Here is a 17,180-nt window from a genome sequence, read left to right as displayed (position 1 = left end):
TTCTTGAACGGTCAGATCGACATTTCGCCGGCAAATCAGCGACTTTTTTCGGCTGATCGGCATTTCGTCGTAAATCGCAAAAGCCGCCTAATCTTTGGCGCCGCCCTGTCGACATAGAAGCTGCGCCAAGCCAGCTGTGGCGCCCCCTCGTTGATCAGTCCTCCCGCGGTAGCGCCTTTAATGACCAGAAACATGAAGTTCAGCCACAAAATCCTGCTCGCTGCCGCCCTGGTGGTGGCCGTCGCATTTGCCTGTTTCATCCTGTTCAACGACTACCGCCAGCGCCAGACCCTGCGCGCCAGCACCGAGGCCTCGATGCAGGAACTGGGTAGCCTGACCACGAGCAACATCCAGACCTGGCTGGAAAGCCGCATCCAGCTGCTGCAATCGCTGGCGCAGCAAGTCGCCGCCGACGGTCCGGGCGCCGCCAGCCTGCAGCGCGCGGTGGGCCTGCCGGTGTACACCCGCAACTTCCAGCTGAGCTACTTCGGCGGCGCCGATGGCGTGATGTACTCGGTGCCGGCGGGCAATCGCGCGGCGGATTACGACCCGCGCAGCCGTGGCTGGTACAAGGCGGCCAACGCCGCACAGCAGAGCATTGTCACCGAACCCTACGTGGCTGCGTCCTCGGGCAAGCTGGTGATCACCGTGGCCACTCCGGTGCAGCGGCAGAACCAGATGATCGGTGTCGCCGGCGCCGACATCGACCTGGGCAGTGTCAGCTCGATCATCAACTCGCTGGACTTCGACGGCCACGGCCATGCGTTCATCGTCAGCAGCGACGGCAAGATCCTGGTCCATCCCGAGAGCAAGCTGGCCCTCAAATCCCTGGCCGACGCGTATCCCAACGGCACGCCGCAAGTGCGCGCCGGCCTGCAGGAGGTCATGGTCGATGGCCGTGCCCAGTTCATCTCCTTCACCCCGGTCAACGGCGTGCCTTCGGCCAACTGGTACGTGGCCCTGGTGCTCGACCAGGACACTGCTTTCTCGATGCTCAGCGAGTTCCGTACCTCGGCGATCGTCGCCATGCTGATTGCCGTGCTGATCATCATCAGCCTGCTGGGCATGTTGATTCGCGTGCTGATGCAGCCACTGCTGGACATGGGCCGCGCCATGCACGACATCGCCGAAGGCGAAGGTGACCTGACCAAGCGCCTGAAGATTCACGGCCACGACGAGTTCGGCACCCTGGGCCTGTCGTTCAACCGATTCGTCGAACGCATCCACCATTCGATCCGCGAAGTGGCCTCGGCCACCGGCCAGGTCAACGAAGTGGCCCTGCGGGTGGTCAGCGCCTCCAACTCGTCGATGTTCAACTCCGACCAGCAAGCCTCGCGCACCAGCAGTGTGGCCGCGGCGATCAATGAGCTGGGCGCCGCCGCCCAGGAAATCGCGCAGAACGCCGCCCTCGCCTCGCAGCACTCCAGCGACGCCCGCGGCCTCGCCGAGGACGGTCAGCAGGTGGTGGATAGAACCATCGCGGCGATGCAGCAACTGTCGGCGCAGATCAGCGATTCGTGCGGCAACATCGAAACCCTGAACAGCAACACCGTGAACATCGGGCAGATCCTCGAGGTGATCACCAGCATCTCCCAGCAAACCAACCTGCTGGCGCTCAACGCCGCCATTGAAGCCGCCCGCGCCGGTGAGGCCGGGCGTGGCTTCGCGGTGGTCGCCGACGAAGTGCGCAACCTCGCCCACCGCACCCAGGACTCGGCGCAGCAAGTGCAGACCATGATCGAAGAACTGCAGGTCGGCGCCCGCGCCGCGGTGAACATCATGACCGACAGTCAGCGCCAGAGTGAAAACAGCGTCGGCATCGCCAACCAGGCTGGTGAACGCCTGGGCAGCGTGACCCAGCGCATCGGCGAAATCGACGGCATGAACCAATCCGTGGCCACCGCCACCGAAGAGCAGACTGCGGTGGTCGAGTCGATCAATGTCGACATCACCGAGATCAACACGCTGAACCAGGAAGGCGTGGAGAACCTGCAATCGACCTTGCGTGCCTGTGCCGACCTTGAGCAACAGGCGGCGCGGTTGAAGCAGTTGGTGGGGAGTTTCAGGATCTGAGGTGCCCTTCAGGGCCTCTTCGCTGGCAAGCCAGCTCCTACCGGGACGTGTGCGATCCGTAGGAGCTGGCTTGCCAGCGAAGCTTTTAAAACCCCGACCCAGGCCGCTTGAGAAACGCCAGCTCTTCAGCCGTCGACTCCCGCCCCAACACCGCATTGCGATGGGGAAAGCGCCCGAACCGGGCAATGATCTGCTGATGCCGCTCGGCATAGTCGAGGTTATCGGCGAACACCGCGCGATCGGCTTCGGGCTGCTGATTCATCAGCTCAGTGAAGCGCGAAATCGCTTCGTTCTGCACCGCGAGGTGCTCGCAGTGTTCGAATACCAGGTAGATAAATACCCGCTGGATCGGCCGCAACGCGCGGTCGAAATCCGCCGCGATGCCCTGGGCTACCAGCTGTTGCGCACGCAGATCGCCGGAGAAGGCCTTGGGGGTCTCGCGAAAGATCATTCGCGGTAATTGGTCGAGCAACAACACCAGGGCCAGCCAACCTTCGGGACCTTGCGTCCACTCGGTCAATCCGCCGGCCAGCGCCTGTTCCACCAGCTCCCCGAAACGCTCGCGCGCTTCGAGGTCCTGGCTGTCACGCTTGCCAAACCATAACCTGCCCTGTTGCGCCGCCACTGCGTTGGGGTCATCGGCCGAACCGAACCACCACTCAAGCAACGGCTGCCAGGGCGCGGTCACGGTTTATTCCTTGTGGTAAGCCGTGATGCGTTCAACTTCCTGCTTCGAGCCCAGGAACACTGCAACGCGCTGGTGCAGGCCTTCAGGCTTGATGTCGAGGATGCGCTGGTGACCGTCGGTGGACGCGCCGCCAGCCTGTTCCACCAGGAACGACATCGGGTTGGCTTCGTACATCAGGCGCAGTTTGCCCGGCTTCGACGGCTCACGACTGTCGCGCGGGTACATGAACAGACCGCCACGGGTCAGGATGCGGTGCACGTCGGCAACCATCGCCGCGACCCAGCGCATGTTGTAGTTCTTTTTCAGCGCGCCTTCTTCACCGGCCAGCAACTCGCCCACGTAGCGCTGCACCGGGGCTTCCCAGTGACGCTGGTTGGACATGTTGATGGCGAATTCCTGGGTGGTTTCAGGAATGCTGATGTTCTCGTGGGTCAGCACGAAGCTGCCCATCTCGCGGTCCAGGGTGAAGCCCTTGACGCCGTCGCCCAGGGTCAGCACCAGCATGGTCTGTGGGCCATAGATGGCGTAGCCGGCAGCAACCTGCTGGGTGCCTGGCTGCAGGAAAGCGTTTTCGTTCAGCGCTTCGTTCTGGCTCAGGTATTCGTTCGGGCAACGCAGTACCGAGAAGATGGTGCCGACCGGGGCGTTGATGTCGATGTTCGACGAACCGTCCAGCGGGTCGAATACCAGCAGGTAGGCGCCTTTCGGGTATTTGCCCGGGATCTGGTAGGCGTTGTCCATTTCTTCGGACGCCATGCCGGCCAGGTGACCGCCCCATTCGTTGGCTTCGAGCAGGATCTCGTTGGAGATCACGTCGAGCTTCTTCTGCACTTCGCCCTGCACGTTCTCGGTGCCCATGCTGCCCAGGACGCCGCCCAGGGCGCCTTTGGACACAGCGTGGCTGATCTCCTTGCAGGCACGCGCCACCACTTCGATCAGGAAACGCAGATCGGCAGGCGTGTTGTTGCTACGGGTCTGCTCGATCAAATAGCGACTCAGGGTAACGCGGGACATGGAAGGCTCCGAAGGAATGGGGGCTAAAAACCCGCGCAGTTTAACGCGAGTCGTCAGGCAATTGCTCTTATCAGACGAGATTCGCCCAACAGAGTTCATAGGCGGGTTGAGCGTAGTCCGAAAAATGGACGTTTGGGTGTACGTGCGCAACGCGATGGCCAGGCCTCATCACGACTTGACCGGCGGCTTGCGCGACAGGCTGAACGCCATGGCTGCCAGGAACAGCACGCTGAGCAGCAGCACCGCCCACAGGCCGATTCTTTTCCAGTCGCTGGTCGCCGAGGCCGGTGTCAGCGCCACGCTCGGCGGCGCCACCAGCGTGCCGTCCTCAACCCGGGCCTGGCCGAGATGCTCAAGGCGCTCGGGGCTGAAATCCGGAATCAGCGTGACCAATGGCAAGTTCGCCGCCTTCACCGTCGGGTTGCCGAGCGCCAGGTTGTAAGGCCCGGCGCCGCGGGCGAGGAACACCACCTGGGTCGAACGCACGGCGTAGCGCACCGTCGGCGCCTGCGCACCGAGACCGCCACCACGATCATCCACCGTCAGCTTCAGCTGCTGCACCACCTGCCCCGGCAGGGGCAACTGATCCTGCACCACATCCTGGCCATTCTGGCTCAGGCGATAGAGCAGACCGCTGCTCAACGGCTGCCACGGCAGGCTGCTTTCACGCCGCCCCGAGAGCAGCACCGGCGCCAGGCTGTTGGCCTCATCCAATTGCACCTGGACGCGCTCGACATTCAACCCCACGGGCAGCTGCCAGCTGTATTCGGCGTCCTTTACCCGATTGCCGGCCAAGGGCGCCGACCAGGCGAGTGGCGGCGGCGGGCTATGCGAGTCGAGACTCTGCACCTGCGCCGACGTCAGCACCGGTGCCCCCTGCGGAGACAGCCACAACAACCGCAGGTAACGCGCCCGCAGCGCCGGCAGCTCGACTTCACGCTGCTCGACCCGTTCGTCGGCAAACGACAAGCGCGCCACCTGCCCTTCGCCCCAGGCCTGCCAATGCTGCAGGTCGTCGCTGGCTTCGATGCTGAAACGCTGGAACCCATCCAGTTCGCTCGACCAGTCGAGAATCAACTGCTGCAACGGCGCCTTGATCGCACTGGCGTCCAGCAGCCAACCGCGACGCACCTCTTCACCCGCCTCCAGCTGGCTGGGCGGCTGGACCTGCACCAGGGTGCCATTGGCATTGGACTGCACACGCACATTCGGCACCGCCGAGCCGGCGTCCGCCGAGTCATACAGCGGGAACGCCTTAAGCTCATGCAGCGGCAGGCTTTCGCCACTGGCGGCCGGTGCCAGGGTCAGCGCATAGGCCTGTGCCTCACCGGCGGCGTTGAAGATGCGCAGATCACTGAGATCGCTCTGGCGCGCGTGCAACTGCACCGCCAATGGCAGATCGAGGCGATACCAGGGGCCCTCGCCGCTCACGGTCAGCGGCACCTGGGTGGTGAAATCCGCAGGCGTGTCCTGGGCCTGTGCCGCCAACGCGATACAGCAGCCGAGGACGCCCAGCCAGGACCGGTTCAACATCATGTTCAAGACGACACTCCTTTGGATTCATCGACCGCCTCTTGCGGCCCAGCCGTGGCATCGATGCGTCGCGGCGGCAACGGGGCGAAATAGCCCACCACCAGCAGCAACACGCCGACCCCGATAAACGACACGATCCGCGCCAGACCGCCACGGTTACTCAACTCGACAAACAGCAACTTGGCCACCACCACGCCGATCAGCGCCGCGCCCACCAGCCAGACCTCACGGCGATTGCGCAGATGGCCGCCGATCATCAGGCCAAGGGCAATCAGGGTCCAGACAATCGACAAGCCGGCCTGCACCCGCATCGAGTCCAGCAAGGCTTCCAACTCATAGGGCACGCCACTCCAATGATGGGCCGTGCGCATGACCATTGCGGTGAAGAAGGCGAACAGTGAAAGACCGACGACAATCTGTCTGAGTTGGCCCCGGGCAAACGGCAGTTGGTCGAGGTAGTTGCACGACCACTGGTACACGCCAAACAGGCTGAACAGCAGACCGATCTCCAGCGGGTTGATCAGCGGCACATAGGGCAACGGCTCAGCGGCGCCGTCGCTGGCAATGTTCGCCAGCCAGAACCAGCCAAGCATCAGCAACGCCAACGGCAGCGCAGCGTACAGCCGGTACTCGCGGCTGTAGCTCGACAGCGGCCACGGCCAGGCACGCGGCGCGGCCATGGCCACCAGGTACAGGCTCGGCACCAGCGCCCAGCCGAGCCAGCGCCAGGCGTTGTACTGCTCGGACAGCACCAGCAGGCCGTAACGCAACTCCAGCACCAGCACCGCGAGCAACAGCCAGCAGCCGAGCACATGGGCGACACTAACGACGCGCGCCGGCAGCAGGCTCGCCAGGCGTTTCAATGAGAGCAAATGCACGGCGAACAACAACGTCCAGGCCAGCCAGCCGAAGTCGGCTGCCGGGTGGTAGCGCGAATGCCAGGCACCCAGCAGCACCAGCGCCGCAGCCGGCGTCATCACCGTGCACAGCACGCCCAGCGCCGCCCAGTTCAGGCGCAAGGCCAGCCAACTCCACAGCGCCACGCTGAGCGCCAGCAGGCCGAGCAACCAGGCCGGCTGCAGCGCCGGCGCGGCGAAATGCAACACCTCACTGCCCAGTGCCAACGCCCACCAGCCCGCGCCCCAGGCCAGCAGACCGTAGGACAGACGTTGCAGGTCGAGTCCGCGGAACACACTGGCGAACCGTTGCAACTGCCAAGCCCCGAGCATCGCGACCACACCCAGCAACGCCGGCGCCCAGAAACCGCCATGAGCCAGCAGCGTGCGATCTTCAGCAGCGCTGCCCGCCACCAGCAACATCGCGCCCGCCAGCAGTTGCACCGCCAGGGCACTCAATAGCACGCTGCGCGACGGTAGACGCACGCCCACCAGCAGTGTCAGCAACCCGGCCAGCGCCCAGCCGATCACCGTGCCATGGCTGAAGAACACCAGCGGTGCCAACAGGTAGACAAAGCTCAGGCCGACGCAGGCCAGTACTGGCAGGCCTTTGCGCTCCCAGCTGCGACTGCGTTCAACGGGCGCCTGGTGCAGTTGCCAGAAGCTGAACAGCAACGCCACACCGACCAGCAACGCGCCCAGGGTCGAACCGGCAAGCAGGCTGCTGTCGCCCTCGCGCAATTCGCCGAGCAACATCAGCGCCGCGCCCAGTTGCAGCAACAACGCAAAGGCGCGGGCGATGGGTCGCTGCTGACGCAGGCCGAGCCAGTAGATGCCCGCCCCTTCCACGGCCCAGGCCGCGGTGGTCCAGCGCGCATCCAGGCCCAGGGGAATCGCCAGGCTGGTAAAAATCACCCCCAGCGCCAGACAGGTTTGCGCCAGCAACCAGGCCCGTCCGCCGCGCACAACATACGCCAGGCCCATATAGAGGAAACCCAGCACCAGGGCGCTGAACGCCGGCGCCAACGCCAGGTGCTGGACCAACGCGAACTGCAGGCCGAAGCCCACCAGCGGCGGACCGAACAGCAGCGTACCGTCGACGTAATCGCCGTTGCGCGCCGACCATTGCAGCAGTGCCGCGCGGTCCTCGGTCTGCGGGACGTCCTGCGCCTCGTGCAATTTGCGCCGGGCGTACAGCAGGCCGATGGCCAGGTACATCAGGAAAAACCCGATCAGAAACGGCTCGGTGCTGGCCAGCAGGTCCGGCGTGTAGGCGCGCAAGCCCCAGGTGAATCCGATGCCAAAGGTGCCGACGAAGCCGATCACGTTCAGCATGCGCCAGGCCTTGAACCAGGCGATGGCGAGGATGCCGGCATTGAGCAACAGGAAATAACTGAACAGCGCGACATGGCTGCCGGCGCCGGTGGAAGTCAGGATCGGCGCGGCAAATCCGCCCAGCGCCGCCGCGCACGCAAGCGCCAGGGAGTCCTGCTTGATCGCCAGCAGCGCCGAGAACACCGTGACCGCCACCAGCAAGCCAAGGGCCGCTGTCGGATCGAGCAAGGGGTGCAAGCGCATGGCGGCGAATACGGTGAGGTACAGCACGCCGATCCCGGCACCTTGCAGTATCAGCGCGTAGTCAGGGTTGCGCTGGCGCAGCCACCAGCCCAGGCCCATCAGCGCCAAAGCGGCCAGCGCGACCCCGGCGTAGCGCACTTCCAACGGCACCACCATGCCTTCGGTGGCATAGCGCAGCAGAAACGCCAGGCCGAAAAACAACAGCACCACGCCAACCCGCAGCACGGTGTTGCCGCCCAGCAGCCAATTGCGCGCCGCGCTGATGCCGCGTTCGATCAGGTTCGGCCCACGCGGGGCGGCAGGTTGCTCAGGCTCGCGGGCGCTCCAGTGGTCGACCGGCGTCGGTTGCGGCTCGAGTTCAGGGGGCAGCTCCCAGACCAGTTCTGGCGCAGCCGGCTCTGGGCTTATTGAGGCAACCGTCTGCGGCTCGGCAACGCTTGCCACGCGCTCGCCGCCGGCCTCCAGCAACGCCAGGCGTTGTTCGACCGCACCCAGCGCAACCTGCGCCAGTTGCAATTGGCGTCGCTGCTCGACGGCCTGGCCGGCCAATTGCCTGAGCGCCAGCGCCTGGCCAATGCCCAGGCCCATCAGCGCGCCCACGAAGGCGTCGCTGAGGGACTCATCCAGCAGCCAGCCGAGCACCAGTCCAATCAGCATGTACGTCCATTGCATGGTCGATATCCCTAAGCGCTGCAGAATCCAGTAAAGCCGGCGCCTAGTATATCGACCAAGCCCAACAAACGTTGGGCTTGCAACAGAATTATCCTTATTGCTACTCCAGCGCTTTCCAGATTTGCGTGGCGTACTCGCGGATGGTGCGGTCAGACGAGAACCAGCCCATTCGCGCACTGTTCAGTACGGCAGAACGCCACCATTCTTTCGAATCATGCCAATGGCTCTCGACGCGCATCTGCGCCGCCCAGTAGGAGTCAAAGTCGGCACAGACCAGGAAGCGGTCATAGTCGATCAACGAATCAATCAGGCCGGTGTAGCGTGCCGGATCATCCGGTGAAAACACCCCGCTGCGTATCGCTTGCAGCACGTCGTTCAAGCGATGGGAGGCGGCGATATCCGGACCGGCGTGGAACTCGTGGTTCTGCTTGCGCGCTTCCACCTGCTGGGCGCTGAGGCCGAAGATGAACATGTGCTCGGCGCCGATGCGCTCGCACATTTCCACGTTGGCGCCGTCCAGGGTGCCGATGGTCAGCGCCCCGTTGAGGCCGAACTTCATGTTGCTGGTGCCCGAAGCCTCGAAACCAGCGGTGGAGATCTGCTCCGACAGGTCCGCCGCCGGGATGATGCTCTCGGCCAGGCTGACGTTGTAGTTGGGCAGGAACACCACCTTGAGCAGGCCACGCACGGTCGGGTCGTTGTTCACCGTGCGGGCGACATCGTTGGTCAACTTGATGATCAGCTTGGCCTGGTGATAACTGGCAGCCGCCTTGCCGGCGAAGATTTTCACCCGTGGTACCCAGTCGGTTTCCGGCTCGGCGCGAATCGCCTGATACAGGGCGACGGTGTGCAGCAGGTTGAGCAACTGGCGCTTGTACTCGTGAATCCGCTTGACCTGCACGTCGAACAGCGCCGCCGGATTGACCGCGATGCCCAGGCGCTCGTGAATCAGGTAGGCCAGGGCCTTCTTGCTGTGCAGGCGTTGCTCGGCGAACTGCTTGCGAAACGCCGACTTCTCGGCGAACGCTTCCAGGCCGACCAACAGCTCCTCGGGGTTATCCAGCAATTCAGGGCCGATGGCGTCGACCATCATCGCCGTCAGCTCGGGGTTGGCCTGGTACAACCAGCGGCGGAAGGTGATGCCGTTGGTCTTGTTGTTGATCCGCTCCGGGTACAGTTTGTGCAGTTCGGAAAACACCGTGCTGCGCATCAGCTGCGTGTGCAGGCCGGAGACGCCGTTGACGCTGTGGGAGCCAAGGAACGCCAGGTTGCCCATGCGCACGCGACGGCCGTTGTCTTCCTCGATCAGCGACACCGCGCGCAATACATCGAAATCATGAATGCCCTTGGCCCGCAGCGAATCGATGTGCTGGGCGTTGATCAGGTAGATGATCTGCATGTGCCGCGGCAGCATGCGCTCCATCAATCCGACCGGCCAGGTCTCCAGCGCCTCAGGCAACAGGGTGTGGTTGGTGTAGGACAGCGTGTCGACGGTGACCTGCCAGGCCGCATCCCACTCGACGTCGTGCACGTCCACCAACTGGCGCATCAGTTCGGCCACGGCAATCGAGGGGTGGGTGTCGTTGAGCTGGATCGCCGCGTGATCGCCCAAGGTCAGCACCGAGGTGTGCATGTTGCGATGGCGGCGCAGCAGGTCCTGCAGCGAGGCGGCGACGAAGAAGTATTCCTGGCGCAGGCGCAATTCCTGCCCCGCTTCGGTGCTGTCGGCCGGGTACAGCACCCTGGAGATGCTTTCCGCCCGCGCCACTTCCGCCACCGCGCCCAAGTGATCGCCGGCGTTGAAGCGCTCCAGGTGCAGGTCCTCCATGGCCCGTGCCCGCCACAGCCGCAGGGTGTTGACGCTGGCACCGCGCCAGCCGACCACCGGGGTATCGTAGGCCACCGCCCGCACCGTCTCCCCAGGCGTCCAGACCTGTTTGGTCTTGCCGCTGGCATCGGTGAGGGTCTCGACGCTGCCGCCAAAGCCGATCGGGTAGATCACCTCCGGGCGCTCGAACTCCCAGGGGTTGCCGAAATCCAGCCAGTGTTCGGTCTGTTCCTGTTGCCAGCCATCGACAATCGCCTGGCGAAACAGGCCGTGCTCGTAGCGGATGCCATAGCCATGCCCGGCAATGCCAAGGGTCGACATGCTTTCCATGAAGCACGCCGCCAGGCGCCCCAGGCCGCCGTTGCCCAGCGCCGCGTCGGGCTCGAGCAGGCGGATGCGTTCAAGGTCCACACCCAATTCGGTCAGCGCCTCGCGGGCGACATCGAGCAAACCGAGGTTGCTCAGGCTGTCGTAGAGCAGGCGGCCGATGAGGAATTCCAGCGAGAGGTAATACACCCGCTTCTGGCCTTTGCGGTAGATCTGCCGCGTGTGGTCCATCCAGTGCTCGACCATGTGATCGCGCGCCGCCAGCGCAATGGCCTCGAACCAGTCGTGGTCGAAGGCGTGATCAGGGTCTTTGCCGACGGCGTACGTCAGTTTGGTCAGGACGGCTTCGCGGAACGCAGCCACCTCGGCTTCGCGAACAAGTGGTTCTTGAGTCATCGATAGGACCTCGGGAGCATGGAATTGTCTGAGCCTAGACGGTCTGACAGACGGTAGAGGCGCGGGTTCGGCAGTTTTTCCAATGGGTGCGAGTCAGTCGCGAATGTGTGGCTGTTGACGGTAAATGAATGCAGGGGTCGTGCCGGGGTTTGCGGACCTTGAGCCTGGCGAAAAAAAATCTGGCGAAAGGTTGTTCAAAAATCCACCAGTCCCGGTATGATCGCGCGCCCTGATGCACGCCGGATATTGCCCATGATGAAGCCCACCCTGATCGCTGCCGCGGAGATCGACCGTCTCGATACCTGGGCCAAGTATTCCGCCCCCATGTGTGGCGCCTGCATCTCCAGCTGCTGCACGCTGCCGGTCGAAGTGAAGATCAAGGACCTGATCCGCATTGGCATCGTCGACGAGTTCGAAATGGGCGATCCGCCGAAGAACATCGCCAAGCGCCTGCAGAAGGAAGGAATCGTCGAGCGCTTCAACCAGCGCACCGAGATCTTCACCATCCAGCGCATGAGCAACAACGATTGCTACTACCTGGATCGTAAATCGCGTTTGTGCACTATTTATGAAAAACGCCCCGACACCTGCCGCAACCACCCGAAGATCGGGCCGCGTCCGGGTTATTGCGCGTATAAACCCAAGGAAGTGGAGCGCCAGAGCAATTCGCGGAGTATTGATCGGTTCTGATATTTCCGGGTTTATTTGTCGACAGACAGACCGCCATCGCGAGCGATGGAGCGCCGCCGCGTGATCGACGCCGGTCCACTGTAGGAGCTGGCTTGCCAGCGAAGGCAAACCCAAGCCTTGCATCGACAGTGCAAACGCCTTCGCCGGCAAGCCGGCTCCTACAGGGGTGGTGGATTGCCAAGCCCTACCGCAAATACCCCAGACAAACAAAAACGCCCCCAACCTTGCGGTCGGGGGCGTTTTTTTGAGCCCGGTTAACTAAGTGACTTAGTTAGCCTTGGCTTTCTTGGCAGCGCGGGTACGCTCGCTTTCGTCCAGGATCTTCTTGCGAAGACGGATGGACTTAGGAGTGACTTCGCACAGCTCGTCGTCCTGGATGAATTCCAGAGCCTGTTCCAGGGTGAAGCGAACAGGTGGAACCAGGGCGATGGTTTCGTCTTTACCCGAAGCACGCATGTTGTCGAGCTTCTTGCCCTTGGTAGGGTTGACGCCCAGGTCGTTGTCACGGCTGTTCAGGCCAACGATTTGACCGTTGTAGATTTCCTGACCGTGTTCAACGAACAGCTTGCCACGCGCCTGCAGGGTTTCCAGGGAGTAGGTCAGCGCCTTGCCGGTTTCAACCGAAACCAGAACGCCGTTCTGACGACCGGACATGTCGCCCGATTTCATCACGTCGTAACGGTCGAAGATCGAGGTCAGGATGCCAGCACCGTTGGTCAGGGTCAGGAACTGGTTACGGAAACCGATCAGACCACGAGCAGGGATGTTGTATTCCAGACGCACACGGCCTTTGCCATCCGGCACCATGTTGGTCAGGTCGCCTTTACGCAGACCCATCTCTTCCATCACCTTGCCCTGGGATTCTTCCGGCAGGTCGATGGTGACGTTTTCGAACGGTTCGTGCTTCACGCCGTCTACCAGACGGATGATCACTTCCGGACGGCCTACAGCCATTTCGAAACCTTCGCGACGCATGGTTTCGATCAGTACCGAGAGGTGCAGCTCACCACGGCCGGATACCTTGAACTTGTCAGCCGAGTCGCCTTCTTCAACGCGCAGTGCAACGTTGTACAGCAGCTCTTTGTCCAGACGCTCCTTGATGTTACGGGAGGTCACGAACTTGCCTTCTTTACCGCAGAATGGCGAGTCGTTTACCTGGAAGGTCATGGAAACGGTTGGCTCGTCGACGGTCAGAGGCTTCATCGCCTCGACGGTGTCCGGGTGGCACAGGGTATCGGAGATGAACAGCGAGTCCATGCCGCTGATGCACACGATGTCGCCAGCTGCCGCTTCTTCAACGTCGATGCGGTGCAGACCGTGGTGACCCATCAGCTTCAGGATACGACCGTTGCGCTTCTTGCCGTCGGCGCCGATAGCCACTACCGGAGTGTTTGGCTTGACGGTACCACGGGCGATACGGCCAACACCGATAACACCCAGGAAGCTGTTGTAGTCCAGAGCGGAGATTTGCATCTGGAACGGACCGTCACGGTCAACGGACGGCGCTGGTACGTTGTCGACGATCGACTGGTACAGCGGGGTCATGTCTTCAGCCATGTCGGTGTGGTCCAGACCGGCAATACCGTTCAGGGCCGAGGCGTAGACGACTTTGAAGTCCAGCTGTTCTTCGGTGGCACCCAGGTTGTCGAACAGGTCGAAGATCTGGTCCAGAACCCAGTCCGGACGCGCGCCTGGACGGTCAACCTTGTTGATGCACACGATCGGACGCAGGCCGGCTTCGAACGCCTTCTTGGTCACGAAACGGGTTTGCGGCATAGGGCCGTCTTGAGCGTCAACCAGCAGCAGAACGGAGTCGACCATCGACATTACGCGCTCTACTTCGCCGCCGAAGTCGGCGTGGCCCGGGGTGTCCACGATGTTGATGTGGTAGCCGTTCCAGTTGATGGCGGTGTTTTTCGCCAGAATGGTAATACCGCGCTCTTTCTCCTGGTCGTTGGAGTCCATCACGCGCTCGTCGTTGAGCTCGTTGCGCTCCAGGGTGCCGGATTGACGCAGGAGTTTGTCTACCAGGGTGGTTTTACCGTGGTCAACGTGAGCAATGATGGCGATGTTGCGTAGATTTTCGATCACTTGTGTATCTCGATCAGAGGATTCGGTGTGCTGACAAGTCTTGGCAGCGATTTACAGTAGAGTCAGGCCATGCCGTTACAGCTTGACGGCAGAGTCGGGGGGCCGGTGACGCAGGCCACAGGCATACAGCCCCGGGCTCTTAGCTCGGTCGATAAACGCGCACATTGGCATGCCCCTCACTGAGCAAATGGTGGGCATGCAGGCGACTCATCACGCCTTTGTCGCAATACAGCAGGTACTGGCGAGTAGGGTCCAGTTCCTTGAAACGAGCGTTCAGTGCATAAAACGGCATCGTTTGTACCTCGACGCCAGCCAGGTCCAGCGGGTCATCCTCGGCGGCATCCGGGTGACGGATGTCGATGACGATCTGACCGGCCAGCGCTTCGCTGACTTCTTCAATCTGCAAGTCCTGGCCCAATTCGTCGATCACCCGATCGATCGGCACCAGCTTGGCGTTCTCGAGCGCTCGCTCAAGCACCGCCATGTCGAATTCTTTCTCTTCGTGCTCAACGCGATGACGCTTGGCAGCGGTCTTCGGGTTCACCGAAATGACCCCGCAGTACTCCGGCATGTGCCGGGCGAAATCGGCGGTGCCGATCTCGATGGCGGTGTCGATGATGTCCTGCTTGTGACTGGCGATCAGCGGGCGCAGCACCAGCTTGTCGGTCACGCAGTCGATCACGTTGAGGTTCGGCAGCGTCTGGCTCGAGACCTGGGAAATCGCCTCGCCGGTGACCAGCGCATCGATGTGCAGGCGATCGGCGATCCGCTCGGAAGCGCGCAACATCATACGCTTCAATACGACGCCCATATGGCTGTTATCGACCTTGCCGAGAATTTCGCCGAGCACTTCCTCGAACGGCACACTGACAAATAACACGCGTTGCGAGCTGCCGTACTTCTTCCAGATGAAATGCGCGACTTCCATCACGCCCAATTCGTGGGCACGACCACCGAGGTTGAAGAAGCAGAAGTGCGCCATCAGGCCGCGGCGCATGATCTGGTAGGCGGCGACAGTGGAGTCGAACCCCCCGGACATCAATACCAGCGTCTGCTCCAGCGCGCCCAGCGGGTAGCCGCCGATGCCGTTGTGCTGGCTGTGGATCACGAACAACCGTTGGTCGCGAACTTCGATGCGGACTTCGATTTCCGGCTTTTTCAGGTCGATCCCGGCGGCCCCACACTGACGGCGCAACTGGCTGCCGACGTATTTCTCGATGTCGATCGAGCTGAACGGGTGCTTGCCGGCACGCTTGCAGCGCACCGAGAAGATCTTCCCGGCCAGGGCATCGCCGTAGTGCTGCTTGCACTTGGCGACGATGTCGTCGAAATCACCCAGCGGGTACTCGTCGATCTGCAGGAAGTGCGCGACGCCTGGCGTGCAGCTCAGGCGCTCGGTCATGTCCTTCAAGGCCTTGGCGTCAGTGACGTGAGTTTCCAGCTCGAGGTTGTCCCACACGCCGTTCACCACCACGGCCGGGTCCAGATCGCGGAGCACGGCACGGATGTTCTTGGCCAACTGACGGATGAAACGCATCCGTACCGGGCGGCTTTTGATGGTGATCTCGGGGAAGACTTTTACGATTAGTTTCATGAAAACAGCGCGCGCTGGGCCAGCCGAAAAAGGGGGGCGCGGATTATAGCGGAAATTGCTCAAGGTTTAACCAATTAATCTGCATCTGATTTGCAACGCACCAAAACGGGTCATTTGTGGCTTTGAGCGCTACATTAGGGGGCGCACTTTTAGACTTTTGGACCGTTTTCACCTTTATAAGGGTGATTTTGGGGCGAAAAACCCATGCTGGGGCACTGGCATGCAATTTGCTCTCTTGTGAGGCAGGTTGCCTTGGCAGAGTATTCGCGCCGGCATCACCCACATTACTTAGGGCATCCACTACCAAGCCCGAAGCCACCCGGAGGACACTATGTCGAAGTCGGTTCAACTCATCAAAGATCATGACGTTAAATGGATTGATCTGCGCTTCACGGACACCAAAGGCACTCAGCACCACGTGACCATGCCGGCTCGCGATGCGCTGGAAGACGACTTCTTCGAAGTCGGCAAGATGTTCGACGGTTCCTCCATCGCTGGCTGGAAAGGCATCGAAGCCTCCGACATGATCCTGATGCCGGTTGACGAAACCGCCGTGCTGGACCCGTTCACCGAAGAGCCGACCCTGATCCTGGTCTGCGACATCATCGAACCTTCGAGCATGCAAGGCTACGACCGCGACCCTCGTGCGATCGCCAAGCGCGCCGAAGAGTACCTGAAGGCCACCGCCATCGGTGACACCGTATTCGCAGGTCCAGAGCCAGAGTTCTTCATCTTCGACCAAGTCAAGTTCAAGTCGGACATCTCCGGCTCGATGTTCAAGATCTACTCCGAGCAAGGCTCGTGGATGTCCGACCAGGACGTGGAAGGCGGCAACAAAGGCCACCGTCCAGGCGTCAAAGGTGGCTACTTCCCAGTTCCGCCGTTCGACCACGACCACGAAATCCGTACCTCCATGTGCAACGCACTGGAAGAAATGGGCCTGACCGTTGAAGTTCACCACCACGAAGTGGCGACTGCCGGCCAGAACGAAATCGGCGTCAAGTTCAACACCCTGGTGAAGAAAGCCGACGAAACCCAAACCCTGAAGTACGTTGTGCACAACGTTGCTGACGCATACGGTCGCACCGCGACCTTCATGCCGAAGCCACTGTACGGCGACAACGGTTCGGGCATGCACGTGCACATGTCCATCTGGAAAGATGGCAAGAACACCTTCGCCGGCGAAGGCTATGCCGGCCTGTCGGACACCGCCCTGTACTTCATCGGCGGTATCATCAAGCACGGTAAGGCGCTGAACGGCTTCACCAACCCGGCGACCAACTCCTACAAGCGTCTGGTACCAGGCTTCGAAGCTCCGGTAATGCTGGCCTACTCGGCTCGCAACCGTTCCGCTTCGATCCGTATTCCTTACGTGTCGAGCCCGAAAGCCCGCCGTATCGAAGCCCGCTTCCCGGATCCAGCTGCCAACCCGTACCTGTGCTTCGCTGCACTGCTGATGGCTGGCCTGGATGGCATCCAGAACAAGATCCACCCTGGCGATGCCGCTGACAAAAACCTGTACGACCTGCCGCCTGAAGAGGCGAAAGAGATCCCGCAAGTTTGCGGCAGCCTGAAAGAAGCCCTGGAAGAGCTGGACAAAGGTCGTGCGTTCCTGACCAAAGGCGGCGTGTTCTCCGATGACTTCATCGACGCCTACATCGCCCTGAAAAGCGAAGAAGAAATCAAAGTGCGCACCTTCGTGCACCCACTGGAATACGAGCTGTACTACAGCTGCTGATCCAGTAGCGCCAGCACTCGCGGCGTGACTTGAAAGAGGCCTTCTTCGGAAGGCCTTTTTTT

10 protein-coding genes and 1 pseudogene are annotated in these 17,180 nt (G+C 61.9%); 4 read left to right on the top strand and 7 right to left on the bottom strand.

Annotated features, from left to right (window positions below; all coding sequences use genetic code 11):
* Positions 1-180: 180 nt before the first annotated feature.
* Together ACZYR5_RS08585 and ACZYR5_RS08580 are read left to right on the top strand one after the other, a co-directional pair.
* Positions 181-1,215: pseudogene (locus ACZYR5_RS08585) on the top strand (HAMP domain-containing protein); the annotation flags it as partial.
* A gap of 93 nt (positions 1,216-1,308) precedes the next feature.
* Positions 1,309-2,073 carry a methyl-accepting chemotaxis protein gene (locus tag ACZYR5_RS08580; protein WP_489089524.1) on the top strand — a complete coding sequence of 255 codons (765 nt, stop codon included), beginning with the start codon at positions 1,309-1,311 and terminating at the stop codon, positions 2,071-2,073.
* Between the two features lie 85 nt (positions 2,074-2,158).
* Here ACZYR5_RS08580 and ACZYR5_RS08575 read toward each other — a convergent pair whose 3' ends face one another.
* The 5 genes from ACZYR5_RS08575 to ACZYR5_RS08555 all read right to left on the bottom strand — a co-directional run bounded on the left by ACZYR5_RS08575 (position 2,159) and on the right by ACZYR5_RS08555 (position 11,005).
* Complete coding sequence (locus ACZYR5_RS08575) at positions 2,159-2,761, bottom strand: DUF924 family protein (protein ID WP_489089231.1); 603 nt, start codon at positions 2,759-2,761, stop codon at positions 2,159-2,161.
* Positions 2,762-2,764: 3 nt separating this feature from the next.
* Entirely contained in the window at positions 2,765-3,775 is a 1,011-nt protein-coding gene (locus tag ACZYR5_RS08570) for a class 1 fructose-bisphosphatase (RefSeq protein WP_489089230.1), read from the bottom strand.
* A gap of 168 nt (positions 3,776-3,943) precedes the next feature.
* A complete protein-coding gene (locus ACZYR5_RS08565; RefSeq protein ID WP_489089229.1) occupies positions 3,944-5,317 on the bottom strand; it encodes a DUF3999 domain-containing protein in 1,374 nt (457 codons plus the stop codon).
* Entirely contained in the window at positions 5,314-8,454 is a 3,141-nt protein-coding gene (locus ACZYR5_RS08560) for a DUF2339 domain-containing protein (RefSeq protein ID WP_489089228.1), read from the bottom strand. Before ACZYR5_RS08560 ends, ACZYR5_RS08565 begins: the two co-directional genes overlap by 4 nt.
* Positions 8,455-8,554: 100 nt before the next feature.
* Positions 8,555-11,005, bottom strand: coding sequence for a glycogen/starch/alpha-glucan phosphorylase (locus tag ACZYR5_RS08555; protein WP_489089227.1), 2,451 nt, complete (start codon positions 11,003-11,005; stop codon positions 8,555-8,557).
* Between the two features lie 252 nt (positions 11,006-11,257).
* Between ACZYR5_RS08555 and ACZYR5_RS08550 the strand changes: the two genes are divergently transcribed.
* A complete protein-coding gene (locus ACZYR5_RS08550; protein WP_489089226.1) occupies positions 11,258-11,695 on the top strand; it encodes a YkgJ family cysteine cluster protein in 438 nt (145 codons plus the stop codon).
* A 267-nt stretch (positions 11,696-11,962) separates the two neighbouring features.
* Here ACZYR5_RS08550 and typA read toward each other — a convergent pair whose 3' ends face one another.
* Both typA and thiI read right to left on the bottom strand, forming a co-directional pair.
* A complete protein-coding gene (typA, locus tag ACZYR5_RS08545) occupies positions 11,963-13,786 on the bottom strand; it encodes a translational GTPase TypA (RefSeq protein WP_489089225.1) in 1,824 nt (607 codons plus the stop codon).
* A gap of 139 nt (positions 13,787-13,925) precedes the next feature.
* Positions 13,926-15,380 (bottom strand): tRNA uracil 4-sulfurtransferase ThiI, encoded by a 1,455-nt coding sequence (thiI, locus tag ACZYR5_RS08540; protein WP_489089224.1) that lies wholly within the window; start codon positions 15,378-15,380, stop codon positions 13,926-13,928.
* Positions 15,381-15,711: 331 nt separating this feature from the next.
* Here thiI and glnA point away from each other — a divergent pair, with 331 nt between their 5' ends.
* On the top strand, positions 15,712-17,118 hold the full coding sequence (gene glnA, locus ACZYR5_RS08535) for a type I glutamate--ammonia ligase (protein ID WP_489089223.1): 1,407 nt from the start codon (positions 15,712-15,714) through the stop codon (positions 17,116-17,118).
* The last annotated feature ends 62 nt before the right edge of the window (positions 17,119-17,180 follow it).

The sequence above is a fragment of the Pseudomonas sp. F007 genome (genome assembly GCF_057814275.1).
This window is presented reverse-complemented; position numbering and strand designations above follow the sequence as displayed.